Source organism: Actinomyces naeslundii (genome assembly GCF_001956585.1).
Classification (GTDB): domain Bacteria; phylum Actinomycetota; class Actinomycetes; order Actinomycetales; family Actinomycetaceae; genus Actinomyces; species Actinomyces naeslundii.
Genome location: NZ_MSRR01000005.1, coordinates 21160 through 46373, shown reverse-complemented (window position 1 = coordinate 46373; position 25214 = coordinate 21160). Strand labels below are relative to the sequence as shown.

General features: G+C 69.2%; 19 protein-coding genes. 9 read left to right on the top strand and 10 right to left on the bottom strand.

Going from position 1 to position 25214, the window contains the following annotated elements; translation table 11 throughout:
• Nucleotides 1-2658: preprotein translocase subunit SecA (gene secA, locus BKH33_RS03015; protein WP_076142521.1), on the bottom strand; the 2658-nt coding region annotated here is incomplete at its 3' end.
• Nucleotides 2659-2941: 283 nt separating this feature from the next.
• Here secA and BKH33_RS03010 point away from each other — a divergent pair.
• Both BKH33_RS03010 and hpf read left to right on the top strand, forming a co-directional pair.
• Nucleotides 2942-3943, top strand: coding sequence for a ComF family protein (locus BKH33_RS03010; RefSeq protein ID WP_003779823.1), 1002 nt, complete (start codon nucleotides 2942-2944; stop codon nucleotides 3941-3943).
• Nucleotides 3944-4156: 213 nt separating this feature from the next.
• Nucleotides 4157-4804, top strand: a complete 648-nt coding sequence (hpf, locus tag BKH33_RS03005) for a ribosome hibernation-promoting factor, HPF/YfiA family (protein WP_043538536.1) — start codon at nucleotides 4157-4159, stop codon at nucleotides 4802-4804.
• Nucleotides 4805-4888: 84 nt separating this feature from the next.
• Here the strand turns inward: hpf and BKH33_RS03000 are convergent, their stop codons facing one another.
• Genes BKH33_RS03000 through mtrA form a run of 3 tightly spaced genes read right to left on the bottom strand, consistent with a single transcriptional unit; the run spans nucleotide 4889 to nucleotide 9247 of the window.
• Nucleotides 4889-6628, bottom strand: coding sequence for an LpqB family beta-propeller domain-containing protein (locus tag BKH33_RS03000; protein ID WP_232621506.1), 1740 nt, complete (start codon nucleotides 6626-6628; stop codon nucleotides 4889-4891).
• 20 nt (nucleotides 6629-6648) lie between these two features.
• Nucleotides 6649-8532: an MtrAB system histidine kinase MtrB gene (gene mtrB / locus BKH33_RS02995; protein WP_003779776.1), complete on the bottom strand. Its 1884-nt coding sequence runs from the start codon at nucleotides 8530-8532 to the stop codon at nucleotides 6649-6651.
• A 34-nt stretch (nucleotides 8533-8566) separates the two neighbouring features.
• The gene (gene mtrA / locus BKH33_RS02990) at nucleotides 8567-9247 is read right to left on the bottom strand and encodes an MtrAB system response regulator MtrA (RefSeq protein WP_003779758.1); all 681 of its coding nucleotides are present in this window, start codon (nucleotides 9245-9247) and stop codon (nucleotides 8567-8569) included.
• A gap of 268 nt (nucleotides 9248-9515) precedes the next feature.
• On the opposite strand from mtrA, the gene BKH33_RS02985 reads away from it, so the two are divergent.
• From BKH33_RS02985 to BKH33_RS02965, 5 genes are all read left to right on the top strand, one after another.
• The gene (locus tag BKH33_RS02985) at nucleotides 9516-10895 is read left to right on the top strand and encodes a DUF7847 domain-containing protein (protein WP_003779780.1); all 1380 of its coding nucleotides are present in this window, start codon (nucleotides 9516-9518) and stop codon (nucleotides 10893-10895) included.
• Between the two features lie 7 nt (nucleotides 10896-10902).
• Entirely contained in the window at nucleotides 10903-11592 is a 690-nt protein-coding gene (locus tag BKH33_RS02980) for a DUF4129 domain-containing protein (protein WP_003779821.1), read from the top strand.
• On the top strand, nucleotides 11589-12809 hold the full coding sequence (locus tag BKH33_RS02975; RefSeq protein WP_003779786.1) for a DUF4350 domain-containing protein: 1221 nt from the start codon (nucleotides 11589-11591) through the stop codon (nucleotides 12807-12809). Before BKH33_RS02980 ends, BKH33_RS02975 begins: the two co-directional genes overlap by 4 nt.
• Complete coding sequence (locus tag BKH33_RS02970; RefSeq protein WP_003779783.1) at nucleotides 12806-13900, top strand: AAA family ATPase; 1095 nt, start codon at nucleotides 12806-12808, stop codon at nucleotides 13898-13900. Before BKH33_RS02975 ends, BKH33_RS02970 begins: the two co-directional genes overlap by 4 nt.
• 65 nt (nucleotides 13901-13965) lie before the next feature.
• The gene (locus tag BKH33_RS02965) at nucleotides 13966-15258 is read left to right on the top strand and encodes a DUF58 domain-containing protein (RefSeq protein ID WP_076070852.1); all 1293 of its coding nucleotides are present in this window, start codon (nucleotides 13966-13968) and stop codon (nucleotides 15256-15258) included.
• A gap of 29 nt (nucleotides 15259-15287) precedes the next feature.
• On the opposite strand, the gene BKH33_RS02960 is transcribed toward BKH33_RS02965, so the two are convergent.
• On the bottom strand, nucleotides 15288-16283 hold the full coding sequence (locus tag BKH33_RS02960; RefSeq protein ID WP_003779767.1) for a stage II sporulation protein M: 996 nt from the start codon (nucleotides 16281-16283) through the stop codon (nucleotides 15288-15290).
• 14 nt (nucleotides 16284-16297) lie between these two features.
• Here BKH33_RS02960 and BKH33_RS02955 point away from each other — a divergent pair, with 14 nt between their 5' ends.
• Nucleotides 16298-17185 carry an RDD family protein gene (locus tag BKH33_RS02955; RefSeq protein ID WP_003779805.1) on the top strand — a complete coding sequence of 296 codons (888 nt, stop codon included), beginning with the start codon at nucleotides 16298-16300 and terminating at the stop codon, nucleotides 17183-17185.
• A 62-nt stretch (nucleotides 17186-17247) separates the two neighbouring features.
• Here BKH33_RS02955 and BKH33_RS02950 read toward each other — a convergent pair whose 3' ends face one another.
• Both BKH33_RS02950 and BKH33_RS02945 read right to left on the bottom strand, forming a co-directional pair.
• Nucleotides 17248-17478, bottom strand: coding sequence for a Trm112 family protein (locus BKH33_RS02950; RefSeq protein WP_003779771.1), 231 nt, complete (start codon nucleotides 17476-17478; stop codon nucleotides 17248-17250).
• A complete protein-coding gene (locus BKH33_RS02945; protein WP_043538537.1) occupies nucleotides 17475-17909 on the bottom strand; it encodes a DUF3499 domain-containing protein in 435 nt (144 codons plus the stop codon). Before BKH33_RS02945 ends, BKH33_RS02950 begins: the two co-directional genes overlap by 4 nt.
• Before the next feature lie 234 nt (nucleotides 17910-18143).
• Here BKH33_RS02945 and BKH33_RS02940 point away from each other — a divergent pair, with 234 nt between their 5' ends.
• Nucleotides 18144-18446: a metallopeptidase family protein gene (locus BKH33_RS02940; protein WP_003779798.1), complete on the top strand. Its 303-nt coding sequence runs from the start codon at nucleotides 18144-18146 to the stop codon at nucleotides 18444-18446.
• 104 nt (nucleotides 18447-18550) lie between these two features.
• Here the strand turns inward: BKH33_RS02940 and BKH33_RS02935 are convergent, their stop codons facing one another.
• The 3 genes from BKH33_RS02935 to BKH33_RS02925 are packed head-to-tail and all read right to left on the bottom strand — an operon-like array spanning nucleotide 18551 to nucleotide 24896.
• On the bottom strand, nucleotides 18551-20611 hold the full coding sequence (locus BKH33_RS02935) for a DUF5719 family protein (protein WP_003779800.1): 2061 nt from the start codon (nucleotides 20609-20611) through the stop codon (nucleotides 18551-18553).
• Nucleotides 20608-24579, bottom strand: a complete 3972-nt coding sequence (locus tag BKH33_RS02930; RefSeq protein ID WP_003779764.1) for a glycosyltransferase family 2 protein — start codon at nucleotides 24577-24579, stop codon at nucleotides 20608-20610. The genes BKH33_RS02935 and BKH33_RS02930 overlap by 4 nt, the downstream gene beginning before the upstream one ends.
• The gene (locus tag BKH33_RS02925; protein ID WP_003779817.1) at nucleotides 24576-24896 is read right to left on the bottom strand and encodes a WhiB family transcriptional regulator; all 321 of its coding nucleotides are present in this window, start codon (nucleotides 24894-24896) and stop codon (nucleotides 24576-24578) included. Before BKH33_RS02925 ends, BKH33_RS02930 begins: the two co-directional genes overlap by 4 nt.
• Nucleotides 24897-25214 lie beyond the last annotated feature (318 nt).

Here is a 25214-nt window from a genome sequence, read left to right as displayed (position 1 = left end):
CAGGACCGTGCCACGGCCCCCGCCGGCACCGCCCAAGCGGATGCCGGCTGCCGCGGTGGCATTGGCCTTGGCCACCGCCTGAGCGGCCTCAGCGGTGCCGTCCTCGGCGGCACGCTGGGCAGCGGCGTCGAAGCGGTTGACATTGGCGAAGATCTGCTCAACGGTCTCCTCGCGGATGCCCTCCATCATCGCCCGGAACATGCGGGCACCCTCGTTGGCGTACTCCACGAGGGGGTCGCGCTGGGCCATGGCCCGCAGACCGATGCCCTCCTTGAGGTAGTCCATCTCGTAGAGGTGCTCGCGCCAGCGCTTGTCCACCACGGCGAGCAGGATGCGACGCTCCAGCGTGCGCATGGGCTCGTCCCCGAGCTGGGCATGGGCCAGGGCGTTGGCCTCGATGCGGGCCTCGGCGTCCTCGTAGGCCACGGCGACGTCCTCACTGAGCTCGTCGATGAGTCTCTCCGAGGTGAGCGCGTCCTTGCCGCCCAGAGCCTCAACGACCTCGTCCTGGGTGAGGCCCACCGGGTAGAGACGACCGAGCTCATCCCACAGGGCGTCGAGGTCCCACTCATCGGGGCGGCCCTCCGCCGTCCCGGCGTTGACGATCGAGCTCACGGCCTGGGCCCGGAAGGCCTCGATCTGCGGCTCGAGGTCCTCCCCGTCCAGGACCCGACGGCGCTCGGAGTAGACCTTCTCGCGCTGCTCGGTCATGACGTCGTCGTACTTGAGGACGTTCTTGCGGATCTCGTAGTTGCGAGACTCCACCTGGCGCTGGGCGCCGGCGATGCCGCGGGTGACCATCTTGGACTCCAGCGGAACGTCGTCGGGGTAGGCGCCCGAGGTCATGATGCGCTGGGCCAGCCCGGAGGCGAACATGCGCATGAGGTCGTCCTCCATGGACAGGTAGAAGCGGGACTCACCCGGGTCTCCCTGACGGCCCGAGCGTCCGCGCAGCTGGTTGTCGATGCGGCGCGACTCGTGGCGCTCGGTGCCCAGCACGTAGAGACCGCCGAGCTCGACGACCTCGTCGTGCTCGGCCCGGCAAGCCTCCTTGGCGGCGGACAGGGCCTCGGGCCAGGCCTTCTCGTACTCCTCGGCGTTCTCCTCGGGGTCGAGGCCCGCCTCCTTGAGGGCGGAGACCGCGATGTGCTCGGCGTTGCCGCCCAGCATGATGTCGGTTCCGCGCCCGGCCATGTTGGTGGCCACGGTGACGGCGCCCTTGCGTCCGGCCATGGCGACGACGGCGGCCTCCCGGGCGTGCTGCTTGGCGTTGAGGACCTCGTGGGGAATGCCCCGCTCACGCAACCGCTCAGAGAGGGTCTCCGACTTCTCCACGCTGGTCGTCCCCACCAGGACCGGCTGGCCGACCTCGTGGCGCTCGGCGATGTCGTCGACGACGGCGTCGAGCTTGGCCTCGACGGTGGTGTAGACGAGGTCTGACTGGTCCTCGCGGATCATGGGCTTGTTGGTGGGGATCGGGACGACGCCGATCTTGTAGGTGCCGGCGAACTCGGCGGCCTCGGTCTCGGCGGTACCGGTCATGCCCGAGCGGGAGCCCTCGGGGTAGAGACGGAAGTAGTTCTGGAGGGTGATGGTGGCCAGGGTCTGGTTCTCGGCCTTGATCTCCACGCGCTCCTTGGCCTCGATGGCCTGGTGCATGCCCTCGTTGTAGCGTCGGCCGGGCAGGACGCGGCCGGTGTGCTCGTCGACGATGAGGACCTCACCGTCGCGCACGATGTAGTCCTTGTCCCGATGGAAGAGCTCCTTGGCCTTGATGGCGTTGTTGAGGAAGCCGATCAGGGGGGTGTTCTCCGACTCGTAGAGGTTGTCGACGCCGAGGTAGTCCTCGACCCGCTCGATGCCGGAGGCCAGGACGCCCACGGTGCGCTTCTTCTCGTCGACCTCGTAGTCCTTGCCCTCGCGCAGGCGCTCGGAGATCGTGGCGAACTCCTTGTACCACTTGTTGACGTCCCCGGTGGCGGGTCCAGAGATGATGAGCGGGGTGCGGGCCTCGTCGATGAGGATGGAGTCGACCTCGTCGACGATGACGAAGGCGTGCCCGCGCTGGACCAGGTCATCGGGGCGCTGGGCCATGTTGTCGCGCAGGTAGTCGAAGCCGAACTCGTTGTTGGTGCCGTAGGTGATGTCGCAGGCGTACTGCTCGCGGCGCTCGGCGGGGGTCTGGCCCACGAGGATGCAGCCGGTGGTCAGTCCCAGGAAACGGTGGACGCGCCCCATGAGGTCGGACTGGTACTCGGCGAGGTAGTCGTTGACGGTGACGACGTGGACGCCCTTGCCGGTCAGGGCCCGCAGGTAGGAGGGCATCGTGGCCACGAGGGTCTTGCCCTCACCGGTCTTCATCTCGGCGATGTTGCCGCGGTGGAGGGCGGCACCGCCCATGATCTGGACGTGGTAGGGACGCATGCCCAGCACCCGGTCGGCTGCCTCCACGACCGTGGCGAAGGCCTCGGGCAGGAGACTGTCGAGCGTCTCTCCGTCCTGGTAGCGCTCCTTGAGCTCATCGGTCATGTCGCGCAGCTCGGCGTCGGAGAACTCACTGAACTCCTCGGCAAGAGACTCGACCTGGTCGGCGATGGCATCAAGCTTCTTCAGGGTACGGCCCTCACCAATGCGAAGGATCCGGTCCACGATCGACACGCTGCATTCTCCCTTGGGACGTCTGTTGCGAAGAGCGGCGATGAGACTGAGGCCGAACTGGCCCGGATTGGTCGGTATCGGCACAGGTCTCACCGGTTACCTGCCTCCGTACTCTAGTGGACCCCGGTGGACAGCGGCCCTTCCACCATCGAGATTCTTCCCACCGAGGACACGGGACGGGCACGGAGCCACAGACCGTGGCGACGACCGCTTGATCCCTCCCGTTGTGGAGCGCGAGCGCCCTCGAAAGCGACCGAGCCGCGGGAGCCCCACAGTGAGGGGCATGACGCACCGCCCAACCATCCCTCAGCCCTCCGTCGCCCACCGCCTGATACGCGGGTTGTCCGCCGGATTCTCCACGGGACTGTCTCTGGGACTGCCGGTCAGCTGCGCAGGCTGCGGGTGCTGGGAGACGGCGCTGTGCCCGAGGTGCCGCGAGCTGCTCGAGGGCGAGCCCTTCAACGTCGAGCACGCCGACGCCGCGGGCGACCTCGACATCCTGGCCCTGACGACCTACACCGGCCCGGTGCGCACCATGGTCCTGGGGTGGAAGAACGGCTCGCGGGAGGACCTCGCCGAGGTGATGGCGCATGCCGGTCGGCATCTAGGACGCCAGTGGGCGCAGGGGCGCCCCGCGAAGGAGATCTGGACCGAGTCGTTCCCACACACCCCGGCTCTGCTCGTGGTCCCGGCGCCCTCCGGGATCGCGCGCCGACTGCGCGGTCGCCTGGTGGCGGCGCGTCTGGCCGACGCCGTCGCCTCAGGGATCGCCGAGCAGTGGGCTCAACGGGAGCAATCAACCCTCTGGGACGAGCCACCCACCGGCGACGCACCGGCATCGATGCCATCCCGGGAAGCCTTGCCCGCGCCGCTCGTGCTGAGCGCCGATCTGCTGCGTCGTCGGGGCGGAGGGGCGCATCAGGCGGGCCGCTCGTCTCGTCAGCGACGGGGTAACCGCGCCGCTGCTCCGCACCTGCTGGCCCCCGTGTCCGGGCTGCCGGTGCTGCTGGTCGACGACGTGGTCACCACTGGAGCCACCTTGGGGTCCTGTGCCCGAGCGATGCAGGAGGCCGGCGGCCGGGTTCAAGGCGCCCTGACGCTGAGCGCCGCTCCGCCTCCAGCGCACGCGCGTGTCACGGTCCCGGTCAGGACGGTGACTGCCACGCCCACGGTGAGAAGCACCGGTGTCTCAGTGGCAGCTATTGATCCGGAACCGTCGGACTTGTCCGCCTGCGGCGATCAGGGGGCTCATTCGGGACGCGGCACACGCGAAAGGGAGGCGTGAACAGCCCCTCATGGTGTACCTTATGTGGCATAACGCACAGGCGATCTCCGACGTCGACAAGGACAGTCGACCGAGTCCTCGCCGCAGTGCGAGAGGGCCCTCGCGAGGTGACAGGAGGTGATGACACCAGTCCCGAACCCGCCGTGAGAAGTGGCGGGTATGTCGCACACGGTCCACCAGGGCCGGCCCACGAGCCCAGAAAGAGGTTCCACCATGGATATCACCGTCGTCGGTCGCAACGCCGAGATCAGCTCTCGCCTGCGTGACTACGTCGAGGACAAGGCCGTCAAGGTTGAGCAGTTCGACCCTCGGGTCCAGCGCGTCGAGGTGGAGGTCACCCACGAGCGCAACCCGCGTCAGGCCGACACCGCCGAGAGAGTTGAGATCACCGTTGTCTCCAAGGGTCCGGTCATCCGGGCGGAGGCGTCCTCCTCAGACCGCTTCGCCGCCTTCGATATCGCCATGGGAAAGCTGACCGAGCGCCTTCGCCGAGCTCGGGACCGCAAGAAGGACCACCGTCGTTACACCGTGGCCGCCCCCAGCGAGGATCTCCAGGCCGCGCCCGTCCTGGACGAGCCCGCCATTCACGACACCGATGACGCGCCGATCGAGGACTCCCCCTCCGCCCCCACGGAGCCGGGTGTCGCGGTCGAGGCCCAGCTCGGCGACTCCCCGGTGATCGTGCGCCAGAAGCTGCACGAGGCCAAACCGATGACCGTTGACGAGGCTCTCTACCAGATGGAGCTCGTGGGCCACCCCTTCTACCTGTTCATTGAGAAGGCCAGCAAGCAGCCCTGCGCCGTCTACCACCGTCACGGGTGGACCTACGGCGTCATCCGCCTGGACGCCCAGGTGCTCTAGTCCCCCTTCAGACCCCGTCCTGACTCCGGGTGCTCCACGGTCCCAGCGGATCGGGGGCACCCGGACTACTTCTGGGCCGCCGCTTCAGGGCAGGGGGAAGGAGGGGTCGGTGACCTCCGAGGTGAGTACCCGCCACATCGTCCCGCGGCGCTGCCAGGTCTGCCCCGCCTCGTCGATGATGATGAGGGACTCCTCGGAGCGGTCGGAGATGACCGAGCGCGCCCCACGCACTCCCACGAGCGTGTTGACGGCGCCGCCGACCTGGATGAGACGCACCTCGGGTACTCCTCCCCCCTCACTACCGCCGTCGGCCAGCACGCACACAGCGTTCGGGGCGCACCAGGAGATCCCGCGCGTTCCCCCGCCGCTGGCGCGAGGCATCTCCAGGGCGGGCCCCAGCCCCGAGGGGCGGCCTTCCTGGTCCCTGATGATCGCAGCGACGGCGACCCGCCCATCGGCTCTACGCACAGCGATGCGCTCGGACTCCACGGACAGGTCGAAGGCCACGATCGCGCTCTGCGGCAACCAGGACGACTTCAGGGCGGCACGCTGTCCCGAGCCGTTGACAGCGGTGAGCTGCCCCTCGGCCAGCAACCAGACCCAGCCGTGCCGGTCCCCCAACGGAGCCCCCAGTCCACCAGCGCCTGCGGAGGGGTCGCCCACCGAGAGGATGACGGAGGCGGAGTCCTGTCCCTGAGGCAGACGCAGCAGGCTGGAGGCCGACAGCACGTAGACGGCCCCATCCGCTCCGAGACTCGGGCTGCGGGCGTCACTGGTCCCCAGTACCCGGTCGGTCGCCAGAGTGATGCGCCTGGCCCCGGTGCCGCGCACGACGGAACCCTCCGACATCCCCACGATGCCGCCCACCTCCGGGGCCATTGGCGTCAGCTCGGCGGGCGCACCGAGGTCAACGGTGCCCGCGAGCACCCGGACCCGGTCGATGCCACTGATCTGGACGAGGCTCTGCTCGATCTGGGCCACCATGAGCCGGCGGGCCTCCTCCGAGGCGGGGTCGGAGTCCGCACTCAGGTGAACGGTCGCGGTCCCCGCCTCGACGACGACGCCCCGGCTGGCCCGCTCCGCATTGCGCGGGATGAGGTTGGCGGTCCCATCCGACAACCAGGACGAGGGCCCGGCCAGCAGCCCGGAGATGAGCGAGTCGGCCTGCGAGCTGCGCGGGTACCACCTCAACTCGGAGACGAACCTGGCCCGGTCCCGTGACAGGAAGGCCAGGGAGCTGACCGCGAAGTTCTGCATGAGCCGGGAGAGGGGCAGCAGGATCCCCTGGGGCAGGCCAACGATGCGCCACTGCCCGGTGGAGTTGGTCGCCAGGGAGAACTCACCGGTGTAGCTGGTTCCCTCCTGCGCCGGGGTGAAGACCCCCAGGGAGTCCAGCACCCCCACCTGAGCGGAGGTCACCGTGAAGGAGCCGTCCGCAGCGACGGAGACCTGAGGCTCAGTCGAGCCGTTGTAGGCGCTCACCGTCTCCAGGGGCTTCCACTGCGCGGCGGTGCGTTCAGTGAGGAACTGCTTGGCGGTGGCGAAGTCGTCGGAGAACCCGGCAATGGCCGCTCGCAGAAAGCCGTTGACGATATCCTCGGCCGAGTCGCTCTCCCTGGGGCCTGGCGCGGTCTCGATCAGGGCGTTAGTGCCGGAGGCGGCGACCCCGGAGCGGGTGACGCCACTGGAGGTGGGCAGCGCCGTGCACCCCGCCAGCACACCCGCGGCACCGGCGCTCAGCAGTCCCAGCGCACTGCGGCGCGTCAGCAACGAGGTCACGGAGCCGGTGCTGCTCCCGATGCGCTCACAAGCGTCGGTGAGCATGCTGAGTCTCTTCGGCCGCTTCATCGACGTCGTCCCTCCTCGTCGGCCTCTTCGGGCGTGCGGGTGGCCGGCTCCTGACCGGGCAGGACGACGACGACACGACCGACGTCCTCGGTGACGGCGTCGTGGCTCTCCCCGGCCAGAGGGATGTCGCCCAGGACGACGCTCTGACGCGCCCGGCGCGTGGCGGGCGCGGGCCCCAGGGGGCCGACCGGGGAGAAGGAGGACTCCTCATCGACCGGGATACCGGCGCGGGCCACTGCGGGTGCATCCTGCGGAACGAGCTCAAGGGGCCCGGGGCCGCCCAGCCGGCCGGGGCCGCCGTCGGCGCCCTGGGTGCGGGGCAGGACCAGGAGGAAGGAGGCGCCGTCAGCCGGCCACCCCCAGGCCGATAGACGGCCGCCGTGCAGACGGGCGTCCTCCATGGCGATGGACAGGCCCAGGCCGGTGCCTCCCAGGCTGCGCTTGCGCGAGGGGTCGGCGCGGTAGAAGCGGTCGAAGACCTTGGCGACGACGTCGGGGCTCATTCCGATCCCGTGGTCGCGCACCCGCACCGCGACCGCGTCGTCGTCCACGGCGACGGTGACATCCAGCGGCTTGCCCTCGCCGTGCTCGAGCGCGTTGACCACGAGGTTACGGATGATGCGCTCAACCCGGGTGACGTCGACCTCGGCGATGGCGGGTTCCTCGGGAAGATGGAGGCGCAGCTCGGTGCCGGTGGCGTCGAAGTGGAACTGGGTGGTCTCGACGACGGTGTCGACCACCTGGGCGAGGTCAACCTCCTCCAGGCGCAGCTTGACGTTGCCCGAGTCGATGCGGGAGATGTCCAGCAGGTCGGTGAGCATGGTCTCGAAGCGGTCGACCGAGCTGGACAGGACCTGGATACTGCGCAGGGCGAAGGGGTCGGAGATCTCCTCGCGCGCGTCCTGAATCTGTTCGGTGGCCAGGCGGATGGAGGCCAGCGGGGTGCGCAGCTCGTGGGAGACGTCGGAGACGAAGAGCCGCTGCACCTTGGACAGGGACTCCAACCGCTCGATCTGGTCCTCCAACGAGGTCGCCATATGGTTGAAGGATCTGGCCAGGGTGGAGATCTCATCCTCCCCCTCGATGCTCAGCCGCTCGGCCAGCAACCCGGAGGCCAGACGCTCGGCGGCCCGGGCGGTGTGCCGCACAGGACTGAGCACCCAGCGGGTGAAGGCCCACACCACGACGATGAGGATGGCCAGAAAGCCCAGGCCGCCGATGGTGATGTTGCGCGAGGCCAGGGAGACGATGCGCTGCTCCCCGGCCAGGCTGTAGACGAGGTAGAGATCGTACTCGCCGGCCAGCGGCAGACTCACCCGGGTGCCGACGATGAGACCCGGGTCAGTGCCTCCCTCATCATTGGGCACGGCCACCGACTGCCAGTACTGCGAGCGCGCCCCGCCCTCGTCGAGGGCCTGCGACATCTCGTCGGTGATGAGGGAGCGCAGACGGGTATCGGTCTCCAGGTCGTTGACGACCGTCGTCGAGGTCTCCTGCTCATTGCGCAGCATGAGAACACCCACCCCTCCCGAGGAGGAGATCGAGTTCTTGGCGTTGTTGACCTGCTGCTCCGCAGTCGCGGAGACCTCATCGACGGTCACGGCGGTGGTCGAGTCGAACTCGGCCTGGGCAACGCTGGCACGCAGCGCGGCGTCGGCGAGTATGACGTCTCGCTGATCGGCGAATACCTCCGACCGGATCCTGTCGGTCACGAAGGTCAGCAGCAGCGCGATGAGAAGCAGGCCGATGACGGTGGCGGTGCACACCATGCGCACCTCAAGACTGCGGCGCAGCAGCCCCGGCAAGGGCAGACGCCGAACGAGCCGTTCCTCCGCAGTGCCCACCGATGGTCCCATCGACGTGCCCACTGAATTACGCATCGGGTTCATTGTAGGGCGCCCGATGCGCCGTCGCTCACGCGGATTCGCCGACCCTGTAGCCGACACCGCGCACCGTCACCACGATCGAGGGACGCTCGGGGTCCTTCTCGATCTTGGCCCGCAGGCGCTGGACGTGAACGTTGACCAGGCGGGTATCGGCCGGGTGCTGGTAGCCCCACACCTGGCTGAGCAGCTCCTCGCGGGTGAAGACCTTCCACGGCGAGCGAGCCAGAGTGACCAGCAGCTCGAACTCCAGCGGAGTCAGGGCGATGACCGAGTCGCCGCGCTTGACCTGGTGACCGGCGACGTCGATGTCGAGGTCACCGGCGCGCACGTGCTCGGCCGCCCCGGGGTTGGTACGGCGCAAACGGGTCGAGACGCGGGCCAGCAGCTCCTTGGACTTGAAGGGCTTGGTCACGTAGTCGTCAGCCCCGGCCTCCAGACCGGCAACGACGTCCTGGGTGTCGGTCCGCGCGGTCAGCATAATGATCGGCACGTCGGACTCTGAACGGATGAGCCTGCAGATCTCGACGCCGTCGAGCCCCGGCAGCATGAGGTCGAGGAGGACGAGGTCGGGGTTGACCTCATGGAAGGCGTCCAGGGCCTTGGCTCCGTCATGACAAAGGGTGGGCGTGTAGCTCTCCGACTCCAGCATGATGCCGATCATCTCGGCCAGGGATGCATCGTCGTCGACGACCAGAATGCGCGTGCTCATAGCCCGTATCTTGGCATGAGCCCCATGTCCCAAGGGACATCTGAGCCACCGAGACGACGTTCACAATTTCTTCAGGGATTTAAGAGATTCCCTTCAGTTCCGGGAAAAAAGTAACGCAAGCACACACGCGAGCCAGGAATATTGCGTCCAAACCGTGACCTTCGTGGCGCCGCCCGGGCGCCCTCACAAGGCCGCCGACGGCCCTGCGCCGAGATTTCCTCCTCCAGGGGGAGAGCGCAGCAACGGGAAGGCGTGACAGCATGGGAGCATGAGCACCGACCCCCACCCCGACGGCCTCAATCCGGGCGGAGACCCGAGCCGCGAGGCTCCTGCCGCCTCAGGAAACGGTTTCGTTGGAGGCGACCAGGACGGATGGCAGGCCCCCGACGCAGGAGCGTTCACAGGCACCTCTCCCTTCCCCTACCCGTCACAGGGCTCGCCACAGGGATCCCCGTACCCCGGCTACGGCAACTACCAGACGCCTCCGGTCGGTCAGCCCGGTCCACCTCCCGGCTACCCTCCCAACACCCCTGGCGGTCAGCCGGGTTACGGGGCGTACGGCGGCCAGGGTCCTGCCGGTACCGGCTATCCTCCTCCCGGTGGCCCAGCAGGCCCAGGCGCCTACGGAGCCCCGGGATACGGGGGCTACGCGTCGGTCCTGGCGCCCAAGCCGTCAATCATCCCGCTGCGGCCGCTGTCCATCGGGGAGATCCTCGGAGGCTCCTTCGAGTCCCTGCGCGCCAATCCCAAGGCGATGTTCATCCCCTCGCTGGTAGTGATGACGATCCTCGGCATCATCTCTGCCTTGGGTACCACCTACTTCTTCGACCGGCTTGGCGCTTCCTCGCCCTTCTCCTCCTCCACCAGCCAACCCGACACGACCGACCTGGAGAAGCAGTGGTCGTCCTTGTTCGGCCTCTACGCCCAGTCCGGTGTCAACAGCATCTTGACGATGTTCGCCTCCTCGATTCTCACCGGTCTGCTCATCGTGACCGTCTCACGCACCATCCTGGGTCGCAAGGCATCCCTGAGCGACGTGTGGCAACGGACCAAGCCGCGCGTGTGGGCACTCATCGGCCAGGCAGTCATCATCCAGCTCATCTTCATTGCCGTCTTGGCGGCAGCCATCGGGGTCTTTCTCGCCCTCTTCCTCGGTCTCCGCATCCCCGACCTCGTCGATAGCGCCTCTCCCGACGACGCTGTAGGAACCATCCTTCTGACGATCCTGGGGCTCCTCGTTCTCGTGGCGCTTGTCGGCCTGGGGATGTTCGCCCTGTACTGCAAGCTGAGCCTGGCCCCGGCGGCACTCATTCTGGAGAACGTCGGTGTCTTCGAGGGGATCTCTCGCTCGTGGGCCCTGACCCGCGGCTACTTCTGGAGGGTCGTGGGGATTCAGATCCTCTCCTTCCTCATCATGAGCTTCGCCAGCGCGATAGTGACAACTCCGATAAGCATGCTGGCCGGGGTGCTCACCGCTGCGGCACCGAGTGCCCAGATCCTCGCCCTGGGCATGTCGGTTCTGCTCGGCAACATCGTCACCGCCGCCACGCTTCCCTTCGACTCCGCTGTCAACGCCCTCATCTACACCGACCTGCGGATGCGCTCCGAGGGCCTGGACGTGGAGCTGCGGCGCGCCGCCGGAGTGTGAGCCGCCTGTGGTCAGCCTCAGTACGATCAGTCTCAAGGCCCCCGCGACCCCCGACGCCGATGAGGCTCGGCGAGCCGCGAAGAAAGAGCTCTCCCGTCAGATCTACCACGAGAAGCCCGACCTGTGGGACCGGATCTGGAGATGGATCTTCGATCATATCGACACCGGTAGCATGGTCCCCGGGGTCCCCTCCTGGGTATCGACGGTCATCGTCGTCATCGTCATCGCCGTCGGCATCGCACTGCTGATCCTCCTGCTGACCAGGATCTCCTCAGCGCGTCGGGTCGTGAAGCCGTCGCTGTCGGTGCTCACCGACGACCGCGACGCCGTTACCCTGACCCGGGCGGCGGATGAGGCGGCCGCACAAGCCGACTTCGCCACCGCCGTCGTCGAGCGCTTCCGCGCCATCATCCGCTCCCTCGATGAACGCGGGATCATCGACGAGTACCCAGGTATGACAGCCCTGGAGGCCGCAACCCTGACGCATCACGCCCTCGGCGATCACCAGGTCGTGCCCCCTCTGTACGATGCGGCGCACCTGTTCGACGCCGTTCTCTATGGTCACGTGGTCTCAACCCAGTCCCAGGACGAGCAGATGCGAGCACTGGCCGACCAGGTTGCCAGGACGACGCTGCCCTCCAAGCATCACCAGCCCCTCGTCACGACCTCGGCCATGGCCCCGGGGGCACCAGCATGAGCACATCCACGAACACGTCTGCGCCGACAGCGCACTCTCCACAGGGCCCCTCTCAGACGGATACCACCGGTGACCAGGTGACGAATCCGCGCTGGTCACAAAGGTGGCGCCGGTGGCGCCCGGTCGCCATCGCCCTGGCCCTCATGCTCATCCCCACCCTTATCGCCCTGTGGACCACGCCCGTCACCTCCGACACTCCGCTGGCGATCGACAATCCCAAGGGCTCAGGGACGATGGCCGCTGCCGAGCTGCTGCGCCAGGAGGGCATCTCCGTGAGCCAGGCGGGCAACGTCTCCGAGGCGCTGGATGCGAGTCGGAGCGGAGCCACCATTGCCGTGGTCAACGCCGACCATCTCAGCCAGGAGGACAAGCAGGCCCTGGCCCGTGCGGGCGGGGACGTCGTCGTCGTTGGCGCCAAAGGCGGCAGCGACGCACTGACGGGGCTGACGGACATGACTGCCAAGGGCTCCGCATCTCCTGGGTCCACGAGCCTGACCGCACAGTGTGCCGACGCCGATACCCAAGCCGCCCGGAGCCTGGCCGGAGCGCACGCCTCGGTGTCGCTCGAGGGCGACACCGACGCCATCGGTTGCTTCCCCGTGGGCGAGGACCGTTACGCCTATGCCAGCGACACTCTGACCAGCGGCGCCACGCTGCGCGTTCTGCCCGACGCCGCGCCAGTCACCAACGCGCACCTGACTCAGGAGGGCCATGCGGCCCTGGCCGTGCGCGCGCTGGGCCACCACGACCGTGTCCTGTGGCTGGACGGACAGCACCTTGAGACCCCCACCGTGTGGAACTCCCAGACCACGCCCGTCTGGCTACCGGTCCTCGTCCTCCAGCTCGTCGTCATGGCCGGCGCCCTGGCCATCGTCCAGGGCCGTCGCTTCGGCCGCATCATGAGTGAGGACCTGCCCGTCGTCGTGCGCTCCACCGAGACCACCGTTGCGCGCGGGAGCCTGTACCGCCAGGGCTCGGACCGCCCCCGGGCGGCCGAGGCCCTGCGCTCGGGAACCGCACTGCGTCTAGGGGCAGCCCTGGGTCTGCCCCCCGGGGCCTCGCGCGGCGACGTGATAGCCGCTGTCGCCCAGGCCTCCGGCATTGTCCCGGCCACGGTGGACGCCCTTCTCTACGGTCCGCCGCCGAGCAGTGACCGGGCCCTGGCCACCCTGGCCGTTCAGCTTGACCAACTCGAGAGCGAGGTTCACTCCGCATGAGCACGGACAGCACCGATCCCATCCACGACCCGAGCGCCGTCGGCCCGGGCAATGGTGATCCCCACCCGCCATCCGCCCAGCAGGCACCGAGCACCCCGGGTACCAGTGGCATTGCCCAGCCGACCGCCCAGACGGACGCGGGCAACGACCCGCGCCGGCGACTGGTGGCCGTGCGCAGCGAGGTGAGCAAGGCCGTCGTCGGTCAGGAGGCCGCAGTCACCGGACTGGTCATCGCCCTGCTCGCCGGTGGGCACGTCCTGCTCGAGGGGGTCCCCGGAGTCGCCAAGACCCTGCTGGTGCGATCGCTGGCCACCGCCCTGGACGTGGAGACCAAGCGCATCCAGTTCACACCCGACCTCATGCCAGGTGACGTCACCGGCTCTCTCATCTACGACTCCCGCAGCGCGCAGTTCTCCTTCCGCGCCGGACCGGTCTTCACCAACCTGCTCCTGGCCGACGAGATCAACCGTACCCCTCCCAAGACGCAGTCGGCCCTGCTGGAGGCCATGGAGGAGCGCCAGGTCTCGGTTGACGGTGAGCCCCGCGCGCTGCCCGATCCCTTCATGGTGATCGCCACCCAGAACCCGGTGGAGTACGAGGGGACCTACCCGCTGCCGGAGGCCCAGCTGGACCGCTTCCTGCTCAAGCTGGTACTGCCCCTGCCCGAGCGGGCTCAAGAGATCGAGGTTCTCTCCCGGCACGCTTCGGGCTTCGATCCACGAAATCTGCTCTCGGCGGGACTACAGGCGGTGGCCGGAGCCCAGGACCTGGCCCTGGCACGCACCCAGGTGAGCACCGTCGGAGTCACCCCGGAGGTTCTGGCCTACGCGGTCGACCTCGTACGTGCCACCCGCTCCATGCCTTCGGTGTCACTGGGGGTCTCGCCCCGTGGCGCCACCGCGCTCCTGGCCGCATCACGGGCCTGGGCATGGCTGGCCGGGAGGTCCTTCGTGACCCCCGACGACATCAAGGCCTTGGCCCTGCCGACGCTGCGCCACCGCATCCAGCTGCGCGCAGAGGCCGAGATGGAGGGCATCACCGCTCAGTCCGTCATCGAGTCCGTGCTCAGGAGCGTGCCGGTACCGCGCTGAGGTCCCGGCCTGCGACACCACAGAACACGTAACCGATCATCTGACCGACTCACGACAGGAGTGGCATGTTCCTGACGATGCGCGCCGTGTGGGCGCTGCTCCCGGGGATCATCCTGGCCTTCATCGCACCGCGCCCGGCAGCCGTGCTGGCCTGGGCCGGCGTGGTCCTGGTCCTCGTCGTGATCGACGTCGTCTACGCGCCCTCACCCCGCCTGCTGAGGGCCTCGCGGGCAGTGGGCCACGGAGTGCGGCTGGGTGAGTCGATCACCTCGACACTGACGCTGGCCAACACCGGCCGGCGCACAGTCCGGCTCCTGTTGCGTGATGCCTGGCCCCCGAGCGCTGGAGCGGCCCACGAGCGCGGGAGCATGACCATCCCGCCGGCTCAGCGGCGCCGTCATTCCACAGTGCTGACGCCTCAACGCCGGGGAGAGCGCAACGCGGGTCCGCTGACCGTCAGGGTGATGGGCCCTCTGGGCATCGCGGGGCGGCAGGCCTCCCTCGACGTTCCAGCCACCGTCCGGGTCCTGCCGGCCTTCCGCTCTCGCCGTCATCTGCCCTCGCGTCTGGCCCGGCTGCGGGAGATGGACGGGCGCAGCGCGGTCATGGTGCGCGGCGAGGGAACCGAGTTCGACTCCCTGCGCGAGTACGTCGTCGGCGATGACGTACGATCCATCGACTGGCGTTCCACCGCGCGCCGGGGCGAGGTCCTGGTGCGTACCTGGCGTCCCGAGCGTGACCGGCGCGTCCTCATCGTCATCGACTCGGGACGGTTGTCTGCGGCTCGACTGGGCGACGCCCCCCGTCTCGACGCCCAGATCGAGGCGACCCTGCTGCTGGCCGCCCTGGCCTCACGCGCTGGAGACCGGGTCGATGTCCTGGCCATGGACGACGCGATGCGCGCCCAGGTGCGGGGCAGTAGCGGACCGGTGCTCATGACGGCACTGGCTGAGCACCTGACGGATGTGGAGCCGCGCCTGACCGAGCTCGACTGGCCCCTCCTGGCCTCCCGGGTGCGCACGTCCCTCTCGCAGCGTGCCCTGGTGGTCGTCATCTCCGCTCTGGACGGCAGCGGAGGAGATGCGCCGATGCTCCGAACACTGACGTCACTGGCCCATGACCACACGGTCGTTCTCGCCTCAGCCCTGGACCCGGAGCTGGAGGATCTGCGGGCCGCGCGCGATGACGCCGACTCCGTGTACGTGGCCGCATCCGCGGAGAAGGACCTCGTGGAGCTCGACGCCGTGCGCCGCCGCCTGCGCCGCGGCGGAGTCGAGGTCGTTGAGGCCCCGGACCAGGGAATCGCCCCGGCTCTGGCCGACTGCTACCTGGACCTCAAGGCAGCGGGGCGGCTGTGATGCTGGGACACTCTCCCGCGGCGCACCGGTCAGCCGACCTCTGGCTGGACGTAACCGGCCTCATCCTCCTCGAGGTCTCCCGTAGCTCCTGCCTGGACGGCGGAGCGTCCCAGGATCAGGGTGTAGGCCCACAACAGTGCCAAGGCACCGGCTCCGATGGTGATCTTGACCGGCCAGGGAATGGGAGCCGGGGTCACGAAGGCCTCGATGAAACCGGCGACGGCCAGGGCGGCGGTCAGGGCGACAGCGACCGTGATGAGGGCGCGGCCCTCCGTTGCCAGCGCCGCCGAGCGGCTGCGAGGCCCGGGGACCAGCATGGTCCAGAACAGCTTGAGGCCGGCAGCACCAGCGATGAAGATGCAGGTCAGCTCCAGCAGCCCATGAGGCGAGATGAGCGAGAAGAACACCCCGAGCATGTCGTGGTCGGCCATGATCGCCCCGGCCCGCCCGACGGCGACGGCGTTGGCATAGAGCATGTAGAGCGGCAGAATCCCCGTGATTCCACTGGCTACGCAGATCGCCGCAATCCGGGCGTTGTTGGTCCATACCTGGGCGGCGAAGTCAGGGGCGGAGTAAGTGGAGTAGTAGGACTCGAAGGCCTCATGAGCGTACTCGTCCAGCTTCTCGGGACTCCCCAGTGCGGCCATGGCCTCCGGGCTGTGCAGGGTCCACACCCCCACCACGAGCGCCAGAGCGATCTCAGCAACCATGACCCCGCAAGTCCACCAACGGATCCGGTAGAGAGCCGCCGGCACGGACTCAAGCACGAACCGACGCACCGCATGAGTCCGAACCTCACGGGTCCCGGTCAGACGGCCGCGGGCCGTCGCCACTCGGGAGGACAGCTCGGCGATCATCTGCGGATCCGGCGCCGCCGAGCGCACCCGCGACAGGTGACGGGCGCAGGTGCGGTAGAGAGCCACGAGCTCGTCGGTCTCAGCGCCGCTGAGGTGACGACGCGACACAAGGACGTCGAGGCGTTCCCACTGATCACGGTGCGCTGCAACGAAGGCATCAAGATCCACGCAAGGAGTCTGTCATGGTGACCGAGTCGTCCACATCCTCCGAGCGAATGATCGAGCGCGAGCTCATGGTCACCGGTGAGGCCGTCGCCCTGGAGGTCATCCCGGCAACAGCCGTCAACCGCATAATGTCGGGGATCATCGACTACACCACCTACTCGCTGGGCGGTCTGCTGTCCGTCCTCGCGTTGATGGCCCTGATCCTGGGCACCGGCCCCGAGTCGGCGCTGGCCGAGCACCTCGCTCTGTACAGAGTCCTCGTCTCCCTGATCGTGCTGGCCTGGATGGTCGTCATCCCCCTGCTCGTTGAGTTGCTCAGTAGAGGTCGGAGCCTGGGCCGTATGGTGACCGGGACCCGAGTGGTGCGCGACGACGGCGGCACCGTGAGGTTTCGCCACTGCCTGGTGCGCGCGCTGCTCGCCATCGTCGAGATCTGGGCGACCTGGGCCGTACCGGCGCTGTGCGCCAGTATCGTCACCAAACGGGGCAAGCGGTTCGGAGACATGCTGGCCGGCACCTACGTGGTTCGTGACCGGAATCGCTCGTCCGCTACGCCGCCCCTGCTCATGCCCCCCGAGCTGACGCAGTGGGCGGGGGGAACGGACCTGCGCGCTCTACCGGGGGAGCTGAGTCTGACGGCCCGGACCTTCCTGCAGCGGGCCTCAGTCCTGACGCCCGCCTCCCGCCACCGTCTGGGGATGGAGCTGGCATCCCAGGTCCAGGGCTACGTCTCTCCCCCGCCTCCTGCGGGCACGCACCCTGAGCGGTTCCTCGCCGCGGTGCTCACCGAGCGGCGTAACCGCGAGCTGGTGCTGGAGAGCCGTGACCGCCGCCTGGAGGAGGATGTGCTCCGAGACATGGCGCGTCCGCCCTACGGCGTCGGTCGAGAAGCCCGACGCAGCTGAGCAGCTCCGTCCTGGACCTCGCGGGGTAGGACCTGAACGGGCTGCCGGTTCGGTACCGGGGGTCAGAAGTGCGCGGGAGCGCGCAGGGCCTCGTGGACCAGGAGGATCGGGACGCCGTCGCGCACCGGGTAGGCCAGGCCCACGGCTGGGGAGATGAGTACCGGGTGACCGGTGTCGTCGACGCCGTCAGCGAGCTCCTGCCCACTCAACGGGCAACGCAGGCTGGAGCGCAGCACGGAGGAGAGCACCGGCCCGTGCTCGTCGGGGCCGGGAACGCTGGCGTCATGGCTCATACGTCATCCTTCTGTCCGCGCAGGACCCGCAGGTGGCCGCGCCGTAGGATCTCGTCCTCAGCGACCTCCGGCGGGGGCGGCAGCGGGGCGGTCAGGGAGGCCGGCATGATCCCGCCTGGCCGAGGACGGTGCTCGGCCGGTGAGGCAACCGGTCGCGGGGCGCGGGAGGCCTCGCGAACGGCGTCGGCCAGGGCCAGGAGGTCATCCTCGCTGGGGGGCGCGGGCTCGAACTCGGTGGCCAGGCGGATGATCTGCCAGCCACGGGGCGCCGTGAAGGAGGAGACGTGCTTCTCGCACAGGTCATAGGCCTCTGGCTGGGCCTCGGTGGCCAGTGGCCCCAGCACAATGGTGGAGTCCGCGTAGACGGAAGTCAGGGTGGCCACGGCTGGGCGCTCGCAGCCGGGCTTGCGGCAGTGTCGGACTCTTCTCACGCCCGCAGGTTACCGTGCCGTTGCCCGGCGGTCATCCAGGAGGCGCCTAGGCTGGCTGACGTGACTGAGCTGTTTCCCTTATCACCCGGGCCGATTCCGCCGCGATCCGCCGCAACGCCGGCGCGGCGCCCGGGCAGGCGTCGTGATCGTCACGGCCGGGGGCTGCGCGGTCCGCTTCTGCCGCCGAACCTTCCGGCCTGGCGTACGCGAGCCGAACGCTTCGATGAGCTCGTCGTGGAAGCGGCCCAGGACCTGGCCAGGCACTGGCCGTCGGTGGACCAGATCCAGTTCGCGGTGGAGGAGGTGCCGCCCTCCGACCCTGCACCCTGGGAGCGCTCGGTGGTGCTGGGGCGCGGCTTCACGGCGGAACCGCGTGCGGGGTTGCCGGCGCGGGTCGTCATCTACCGGCGCCCGGTGGCCTCTCGAGCCACGGATGAGGCGGATCTGGCCGATCTGGTGCGCCGCGTCGTCGTCGAGCAGGTCGCCCTCATGCTGGGACGCCACCCCGAGGAGATCGACCCGGGCTCGAGTCTGTGAGCCGACGGCGCACTTCTCCGAGCCGGGCGGGTTTCGCGGAGCCCTACCGTTCTTCCCTTGGGCTGCGCGAGGAGTGCCCGGCGGGGCGAGAAGGGGGCGTGGCGTCAGCCCAGGAGGATGCGGCGCTGGGCCTGAGCGGCGGCGTCGGGCTGAGCAGGAACCGTCGAGATGAGCGTCCCAGCCAGCTGTCCCCCGGCCTGCGCCGTGACGATGGTGGCGGCGGCCAGTCCGCTGGGTGTGCGCGGCTGCCCTGAGGAGCTGCCGGCAGCGCTCAGGCGGACCGCGGCGACCTTGGCCGGTACCTCGACGACGACGGCGCTGCCCTTGGCGACAGTGACGTCCTGACTCCAGGAGCCATCAAGGGAGGACAGCGTCAGAGACGTGGCGGGACCGCTGTTGGCCACGGTCACCGAGGAGGTCAGGGAGGCCGCGCGTGGCACCGCCAGCAGGCCGGAGTCCGCGGCTCCGGGAAGGGCGGCCTGTGCCCAGGCCTGATCATGGACGAGGGCCTTGGAGCGCGCGGGGTACTCACCGCCGCTGCGCACCATGCGAACCGCCGCTCCCACCGGTGTACTCGAGGTGACTTGCACACCGTAGGTACCCGCGGCCACGCCGGCCAGCTGGATGTCGAAGACGGAACCCGCATCAATGGTCACCGACTGCGCACCGGCCAGGGGGTGGGCACCATCCTTGCCGAGCATGGTCACCGACACCGTCGCCGGAGCCTGTCCCGGGTTGACGATGCGCACTGCCGGGGTGTCGGAGGAGTCCGCGCCGGTCTTGGCGTCGGGAACCTCGCCCTGTGTGGCCGGCTCAACGATCTCCACGCCGGGCACCACGAGGTCGGTGGCCGGGGCGGCTCCCGGGGTGATGACGTCGGTGCCGGCGGGGGTCTCACCATCGAGGGACTCGGTGACGAGGGTGGGGACCACGGAACCCCCGTCGGCCTCGATGGACACAGCGATGCGTGGGTCCTGGCTGCCCTTCGTCTCCAGGACCAGCGAGGAGGAACCGCCTGCCGGGACAGTGACCTCACCGTTACTGGGCAGACTCAGGCGGCCGATGGATCCGTAGAGGTTCACTTTCACCGTCGCCGGGGTGGCGCCGGGGTTGGTCAGGCGCAGCTCGGCCGACGAGCCCGCCGCGATGGAGCCGCCCACGATCCAGGACATGGCACCCGGCTGGGCGCAGGGGGCGGTGGTGAGTCCCCGCAGGTCACCGCTCTTCGTCACGGTGGCGACCGAGCCGACGGCGTTGGCCACCCGACCACCAGCAGGTGCGAGGCTGAGGATGCCTCCCTCGGCCGCGTTCACGGAGGTGGCGGCGTCAACGGGGATCGGCTTGCCGGCGTAGGTGGCCGACTGGATCGACTCGGTCCCGTCAACGGGAATGATGGCGGTGGTGGACTCCACGGCGCCGACGTCGGTGCCCCGCAGCGTATTGGTGGGGGCGTGAGGGCACACGTAGGTGGTGGCGGCTCCCGGTTCGGTCAGTCGGAGAGCCTCCAGCTGCGGGGTCGGTGTACGCGGTGCGGTGTAGCCCCACCAGGTGACTCCCCCGACGGCGCCGGCGAGTGCGACCGAGGTCAGGATGCCAACGCCGCGGACGATCGACTGCCCCACGGTGCGAGGGCGCCGCCCGGCCCTGGTACGGCGCCTCCTGGAGGAGGCGCCGGTCTCCGATCGGCTCGCGGCCTCGGCGTCGGAGTCGTCGACCTCCGCAGAGTCCCCGGCATCAGTAGCTTCAGGGACGTCAGCGGAACCGGCGGAGTCAGCGGAGTCAGGGGCTTCGGCAACGTTGGCGCCGTCCGAACCGGCCGATTCGTCATGGTCCGCCTCGACCTCGACGGAGTCCTGCTCGGGAGCATCACCACCTGATTCAGACTGCTGGTCGTGGCCCTGATCCTGGCTGGTGGCACTGTCCGGGCTGTCCCCGACGGGCCCGACGCCGGATCCGGCACGGGGCTCCTCGCCGACCTCGTCCGTGGCGACCTTGTCATCGGCCTGGTCCGTCTCCGGGAGCCTCCCGTGCTCGAGGGACTGCGACTCGGACGGTTCCTGATGGCTGTGCCGCCCCTTCCGCCGGCCGCCCTGCTGGTCCCCGTGCTGGTCCTGCGCGTCCTCGTCCTGCCGACGGCGGGAATCGTCATCGTGAGGCTGAGTCATGAGGCCATTTCCTTTCCGCGTCGCAGGGGCAGTGCCGCCACCAGGGTCAGGGCCCAGACGATCCAGATCGTGTAGGTCGCGGCGGCGGTGGACCGGCGGGTGTGGGTGATGACCAATTCCCCGCCCTCGGATCCGACGGCGAAGCCCTGCTTCCAGCTGCTGTCGGGGACCGTGGTGGCCTGGAGGCGTCGACCGTCAAGAGTGGCCCTCCAGCCTGCGTCGGCCCGCTCCACCATGACCAGCGTGCGGGTGCCGGAGCCGGCGGGGATCCGGGTGCGGGTGCCGGATCCGGCGCCGGTGGACGCGACCGGGGTCGCCTCTCCGCCCTCGTCGATGAGACTCAGGCGGGCCGAGTCGGGGTACGCCGATGAGGTGACGCGCCAGGAGTTGCCCGCGGCGGTCTGGGCGAGCTGCTCCAGTCCGGGTGTGGAGGCCAGGCCCACTCGGGCCTCGGCGGTGACGGCGTCACCCTCCTTGTCGGTCAGCAGGACGACGGCGATCCCGTGTGCCGCCAGGGCGTCGGCGACCTCCGTGTCCTGCCCGGCCGTGGCGCGGGTGACGATCTGGGCGAGCTCGGCGTCGGCCTTGTCCTCCAGGACGAGACCCTCACCGGAGGCTGTACTGCGCCCCGTCTGACCGGTCCTGGTGGGTCTCAGACGAGGATCGGTCAGTGCACCTGAGGCGCGGCTGCGCGCCTGGGCGTTGACCGCACCCGGCAGGGCATCGCTGATCTGAGTTCCGGGTCCGCGCCAGACCGTGGCCTGAAGCCCCTCAGAGGTGGAGGTGAGCTTGAGGACCCGGCCGGCCGTGGCCGAGCCCTGGAACTGCTCGGCGATGAGGGGGACCTGCTGGGTAGTGGGGCGCAGCGCCAGGACCTGGGGATTGCTGCCGCGATGGGCCTGGTAGGACCAGACGGCACCGACCGTCACCGGAGCCAGCAGGACGAGGCAGGCAGCGACCACGAAGCCCGTCCTCAGCCGACGCAGGCCATCACCGGACACTCCATCACCGGACACTGTGGACAGCACGGACAGCGCGGAGGAGGCAGCAGCAGTCTCGGCGTCCTTGCGGTGCTGGCGACTGGTCCTGCTACCGCCCGCAGCACGCCGTCCGATCGTGCTCCAGATGGCCTCGCCGGCGGGAAGGGCCGCGGTGAGGAACCCGCTCAGCGCCAGAGAGACCCCGACACCGCCCCAGCCGTTGACGGGGGCCAGGCCCGAGCCGGTGACGTCACCGCCCAGCCCAGTGGGCATGCGCACCGAGATCCCTGCCAGAGCCAGACCGCCCAGGGCCAGGAGGATGCCGGTTCGGGCCACCCGGACGCGCCGGGAGATGAACAGGCCGACGATGCCGAGGACCGGGACGAGCAGCAGCAGTCCCCGGACCAGGATGCTCCAGGCCCCGGAGCCGGCGATGGCACCCATGGCCACTGGTGAGCCGGCCAGCAGGTCGAGGCTGCTCGGCGTCGGCACCCGGACGGGCAGACCGATATCGGTCAACAGCAACCGAGCCCCCTCGACCCAACCGGCCCTCTGCCCCAGGCGCCAGGCGCCCCACCAGGCCGGGGCGGCGGTGACCACCATGGGAACCAGGGTGAGGACGAGCTTGAACCCGCGTCGTGTCGTCACGGACAGCAGAAGAAGGATGACCGCCAGCACCGCCGCTGCGGCGGGGGCGGCCGCGACGACGACGCTCAGCAGCAGACCGGCGACAGCGGCCGCCGTGGCCGAGCCGTAGCCGTACTTCTCGGACTCAGGCGGGTCACCCTCGGCAGCGGCCGCATCGGCGGCATCGTGGGGCTCACGAGACTCGCCGACCGTTACCGACTCCGCTGCACCGGCCTCCTCTCCGCCCCGGTCGCGGTCGGACTCGGTCTCCTCCTGGGCGGAGTCTTCGTCGGCCCCGTCCTCGGCGCTCACTGCAGCCTGCTCCTCCTCGTCGAGGTGGGCAAGGTCAGTGACCTTCTCGTGGGAGAAACGATCGAGCTCGGCCCGCTCCTGGTCAGTGAGCAGGTGAGCGCCCACGAGCCCGGACAGGACGAGATCCCTCCGGTCGGCGCCCACGGCACGTGCCAGGGCCAGCAGCGCCCAGGGAAGGACGAGGTGAACCAGCAGCGCGCCGAGGCGCCCCTGCCCCAGGGCGAGCAGCAGGCTGGGAGCCAGAGCCCACACCAGTGCGGCCCAGGCTCGCAGAACCACCTTCCGGGTCATCGTGCCGGAGGCGAACCAGGCCCCCAGGGCAGCGAGCGGCACGGCCAGGAGCACCAGAGCACTGACGAGGGAACCGTCCCCCAGCCCGACGAAGCGTCCCAGCGCCGTCGGCAGGGCCAGGATGCCCAGCAACGGGGTGACCCCACCCGGGTAGCCGTCGCCGGTGGCGATCCAGGTGCTCCAGGCGGCGTCCCACATCTGTCGCCAGCCACCGCTGAACAGGGGCAGCGCCCCTCCGCTGACCGAGCGGGTGAGCAGCAACCGAGACAGGCCGTAGCCGCTCAGCGCCAGAACCAGCACCATGACAGCGCCCAGGGTCCGACGTCGACTGCGGGCCAGGGCGGCGAGCTCGCGCAGCTCGAGCTCACTGGGGGCGGCGGCACGGGCTCGGCGCTCGCGCTCCTGACGGGTGCGGTCGCGGCGTATGCCCCTGATCTCGGCAGGGGTGACATAGAGGCGCCCCAGCGCGGAGGCGGGAACCTTGGTGTGCCGGGCGAGCCGCCGTCTGGCCGCCTTGATCCGACGGCCGCGGCCGGCTACCGCCAGAGCCGCACCGAGCTCGTCACGGGCGAGCGCCGGCGCCTTGGAGGCGAGCCGCCACACGGTGCGCATTGCGCCGAGAATGACGAACCAGGTCAGCAGTAGCCAGATGGGACGAGTCGAGAAGGCCGCCCAGTTGGTCAGCTGGGCGCTGCGCCGGGCGCGGAAGGACCGCTCCGGGTCGGGCTCGGGGAGTCGGACCTCGATGGCCTCGGCGTCACTGCGAGCCTCGGGACGCGACGAGTGGGATACGTGAGCAGGCCGGCGTAGGCCCTGGTAGGAGGCCCGCCGGTGGCGGATGACGGCACCGGGCTCAACGATGACCCGGTATCCGGCCAGGCGCGCAGCGCGGGAGAGCTCCAGACCGTCCCCGAAGGGGCCGAGCCAGGGGGCGATGCCTCCGATCTCCTCCCACACTGCACGGTCAATGAGGGTGCCGGCCGTCCCCACGGCCAGGACATCACTGCGGTCATCGTGCTGCCCCTGATCGACCTCGCCGGGAACGATGTCGTTGGCGCGGCGGGCCGAGGCCGTGGTGCGCAGGCCGACCTCCAGAAGCAGCTCCGGATTGTCCCAGCCCACCTGCTTGGGACCGACGATCCCTACTGAGCGGGCGTTGGTCGCAGCGGTGAGGAGCTGCTCGAGGCAGTCCTGCTCGGGGGCGGAGTCGTCGTGGAGGAGCCAGAACCACACCTGGTGCTCCGCCGTCTCCTCCGACTCCTCTACGGGAGCCACGAGCTGCTGCTCGTAGGACGTGATCGGCGAGAGCGCACCGGTGGGGCCGGTGATGGGACCGGAACCGGTCAGCAGAAGATCGCGAACAGAGGTGCGTGAACCACTTGAGGCACCGTCAACGTCCAAGCCATCGGCGTCACCCGAACCTCGTCGCCTCCGGTTACCGGTGGCGACGAGTTCTGCGTAGGCAGCCAGTCCCCGCGACACCGCGTCCCCGAAGCTCTTGGCCTCCTTGACCCGTACGACACGCACCGCGGTGGCCTTGCCCAGCCCGGAGCTCTCGACCAGCTCCTCGATCGGGGTCCCGTCCCCCAGCCCGTTGACACGCGAGGCGACATCGACGACAAGAACAACGTCGGGCGCGCAGGTCTGCGAGGCGACGGCGGTCAGCGTCTGCGCCAGAAACGGGCTCGCCCCGGCCGACACGACGACGGCCAGGGCTCCTACCCGACTGGCTCCCTGCGTGGAGCCGGTGCGGGTCATACTGCGCGACGCTTGAGCTTGCGCCGTTCGCGCTCCGACATGCCGCCCCAGATACCGAAGCGCTCGTCGTTGGCGAGGGCGTACTCGAGGCACTCCTCGCGAACCTCGCAGGTCGCGCAGACTCGCTTGGCCTCGCGTGTGGAACCACCCTTCTCGGGGAAGAACGCCTCCGGGTCCGTCTGAGCGCACAGCGCGCGCTCCTGCCACGCCAGAGGACCTTCATCGACGTCGTCACCACCGCCGAAGAGGAGCGACAGGACTTCTGCGTCAGGCTCCTCCGGCTGCTTGAGCGGGCCGTCGCCGAGGATGTTCCACATGTCGGCCTCCCTTCGATCCGAGCTTCTTGTCAGTAAGAATTACATGCGTGTGAGACAAGGCCAGTCAAGCCGGCGAGGGAAAGTTCACCCTCTCGTTACCGTAGACATCATTCCTTGATATCTCAAGGAATATCCCCATCTGGTTGCCACCATATGTTGACTTCCTACAAATCTCCTGGGAGGTGCCCGCGGCCTGCCTGACAGCGGGGAGGGGCATGATTTTCCAGGAAATTTCAGGGCCTCTGACACGCGATTCCACATTGACCCGACCGGCTGGACACTACCAGGAAGTTTCCTGAACGTCAGTAGATCTGCTTC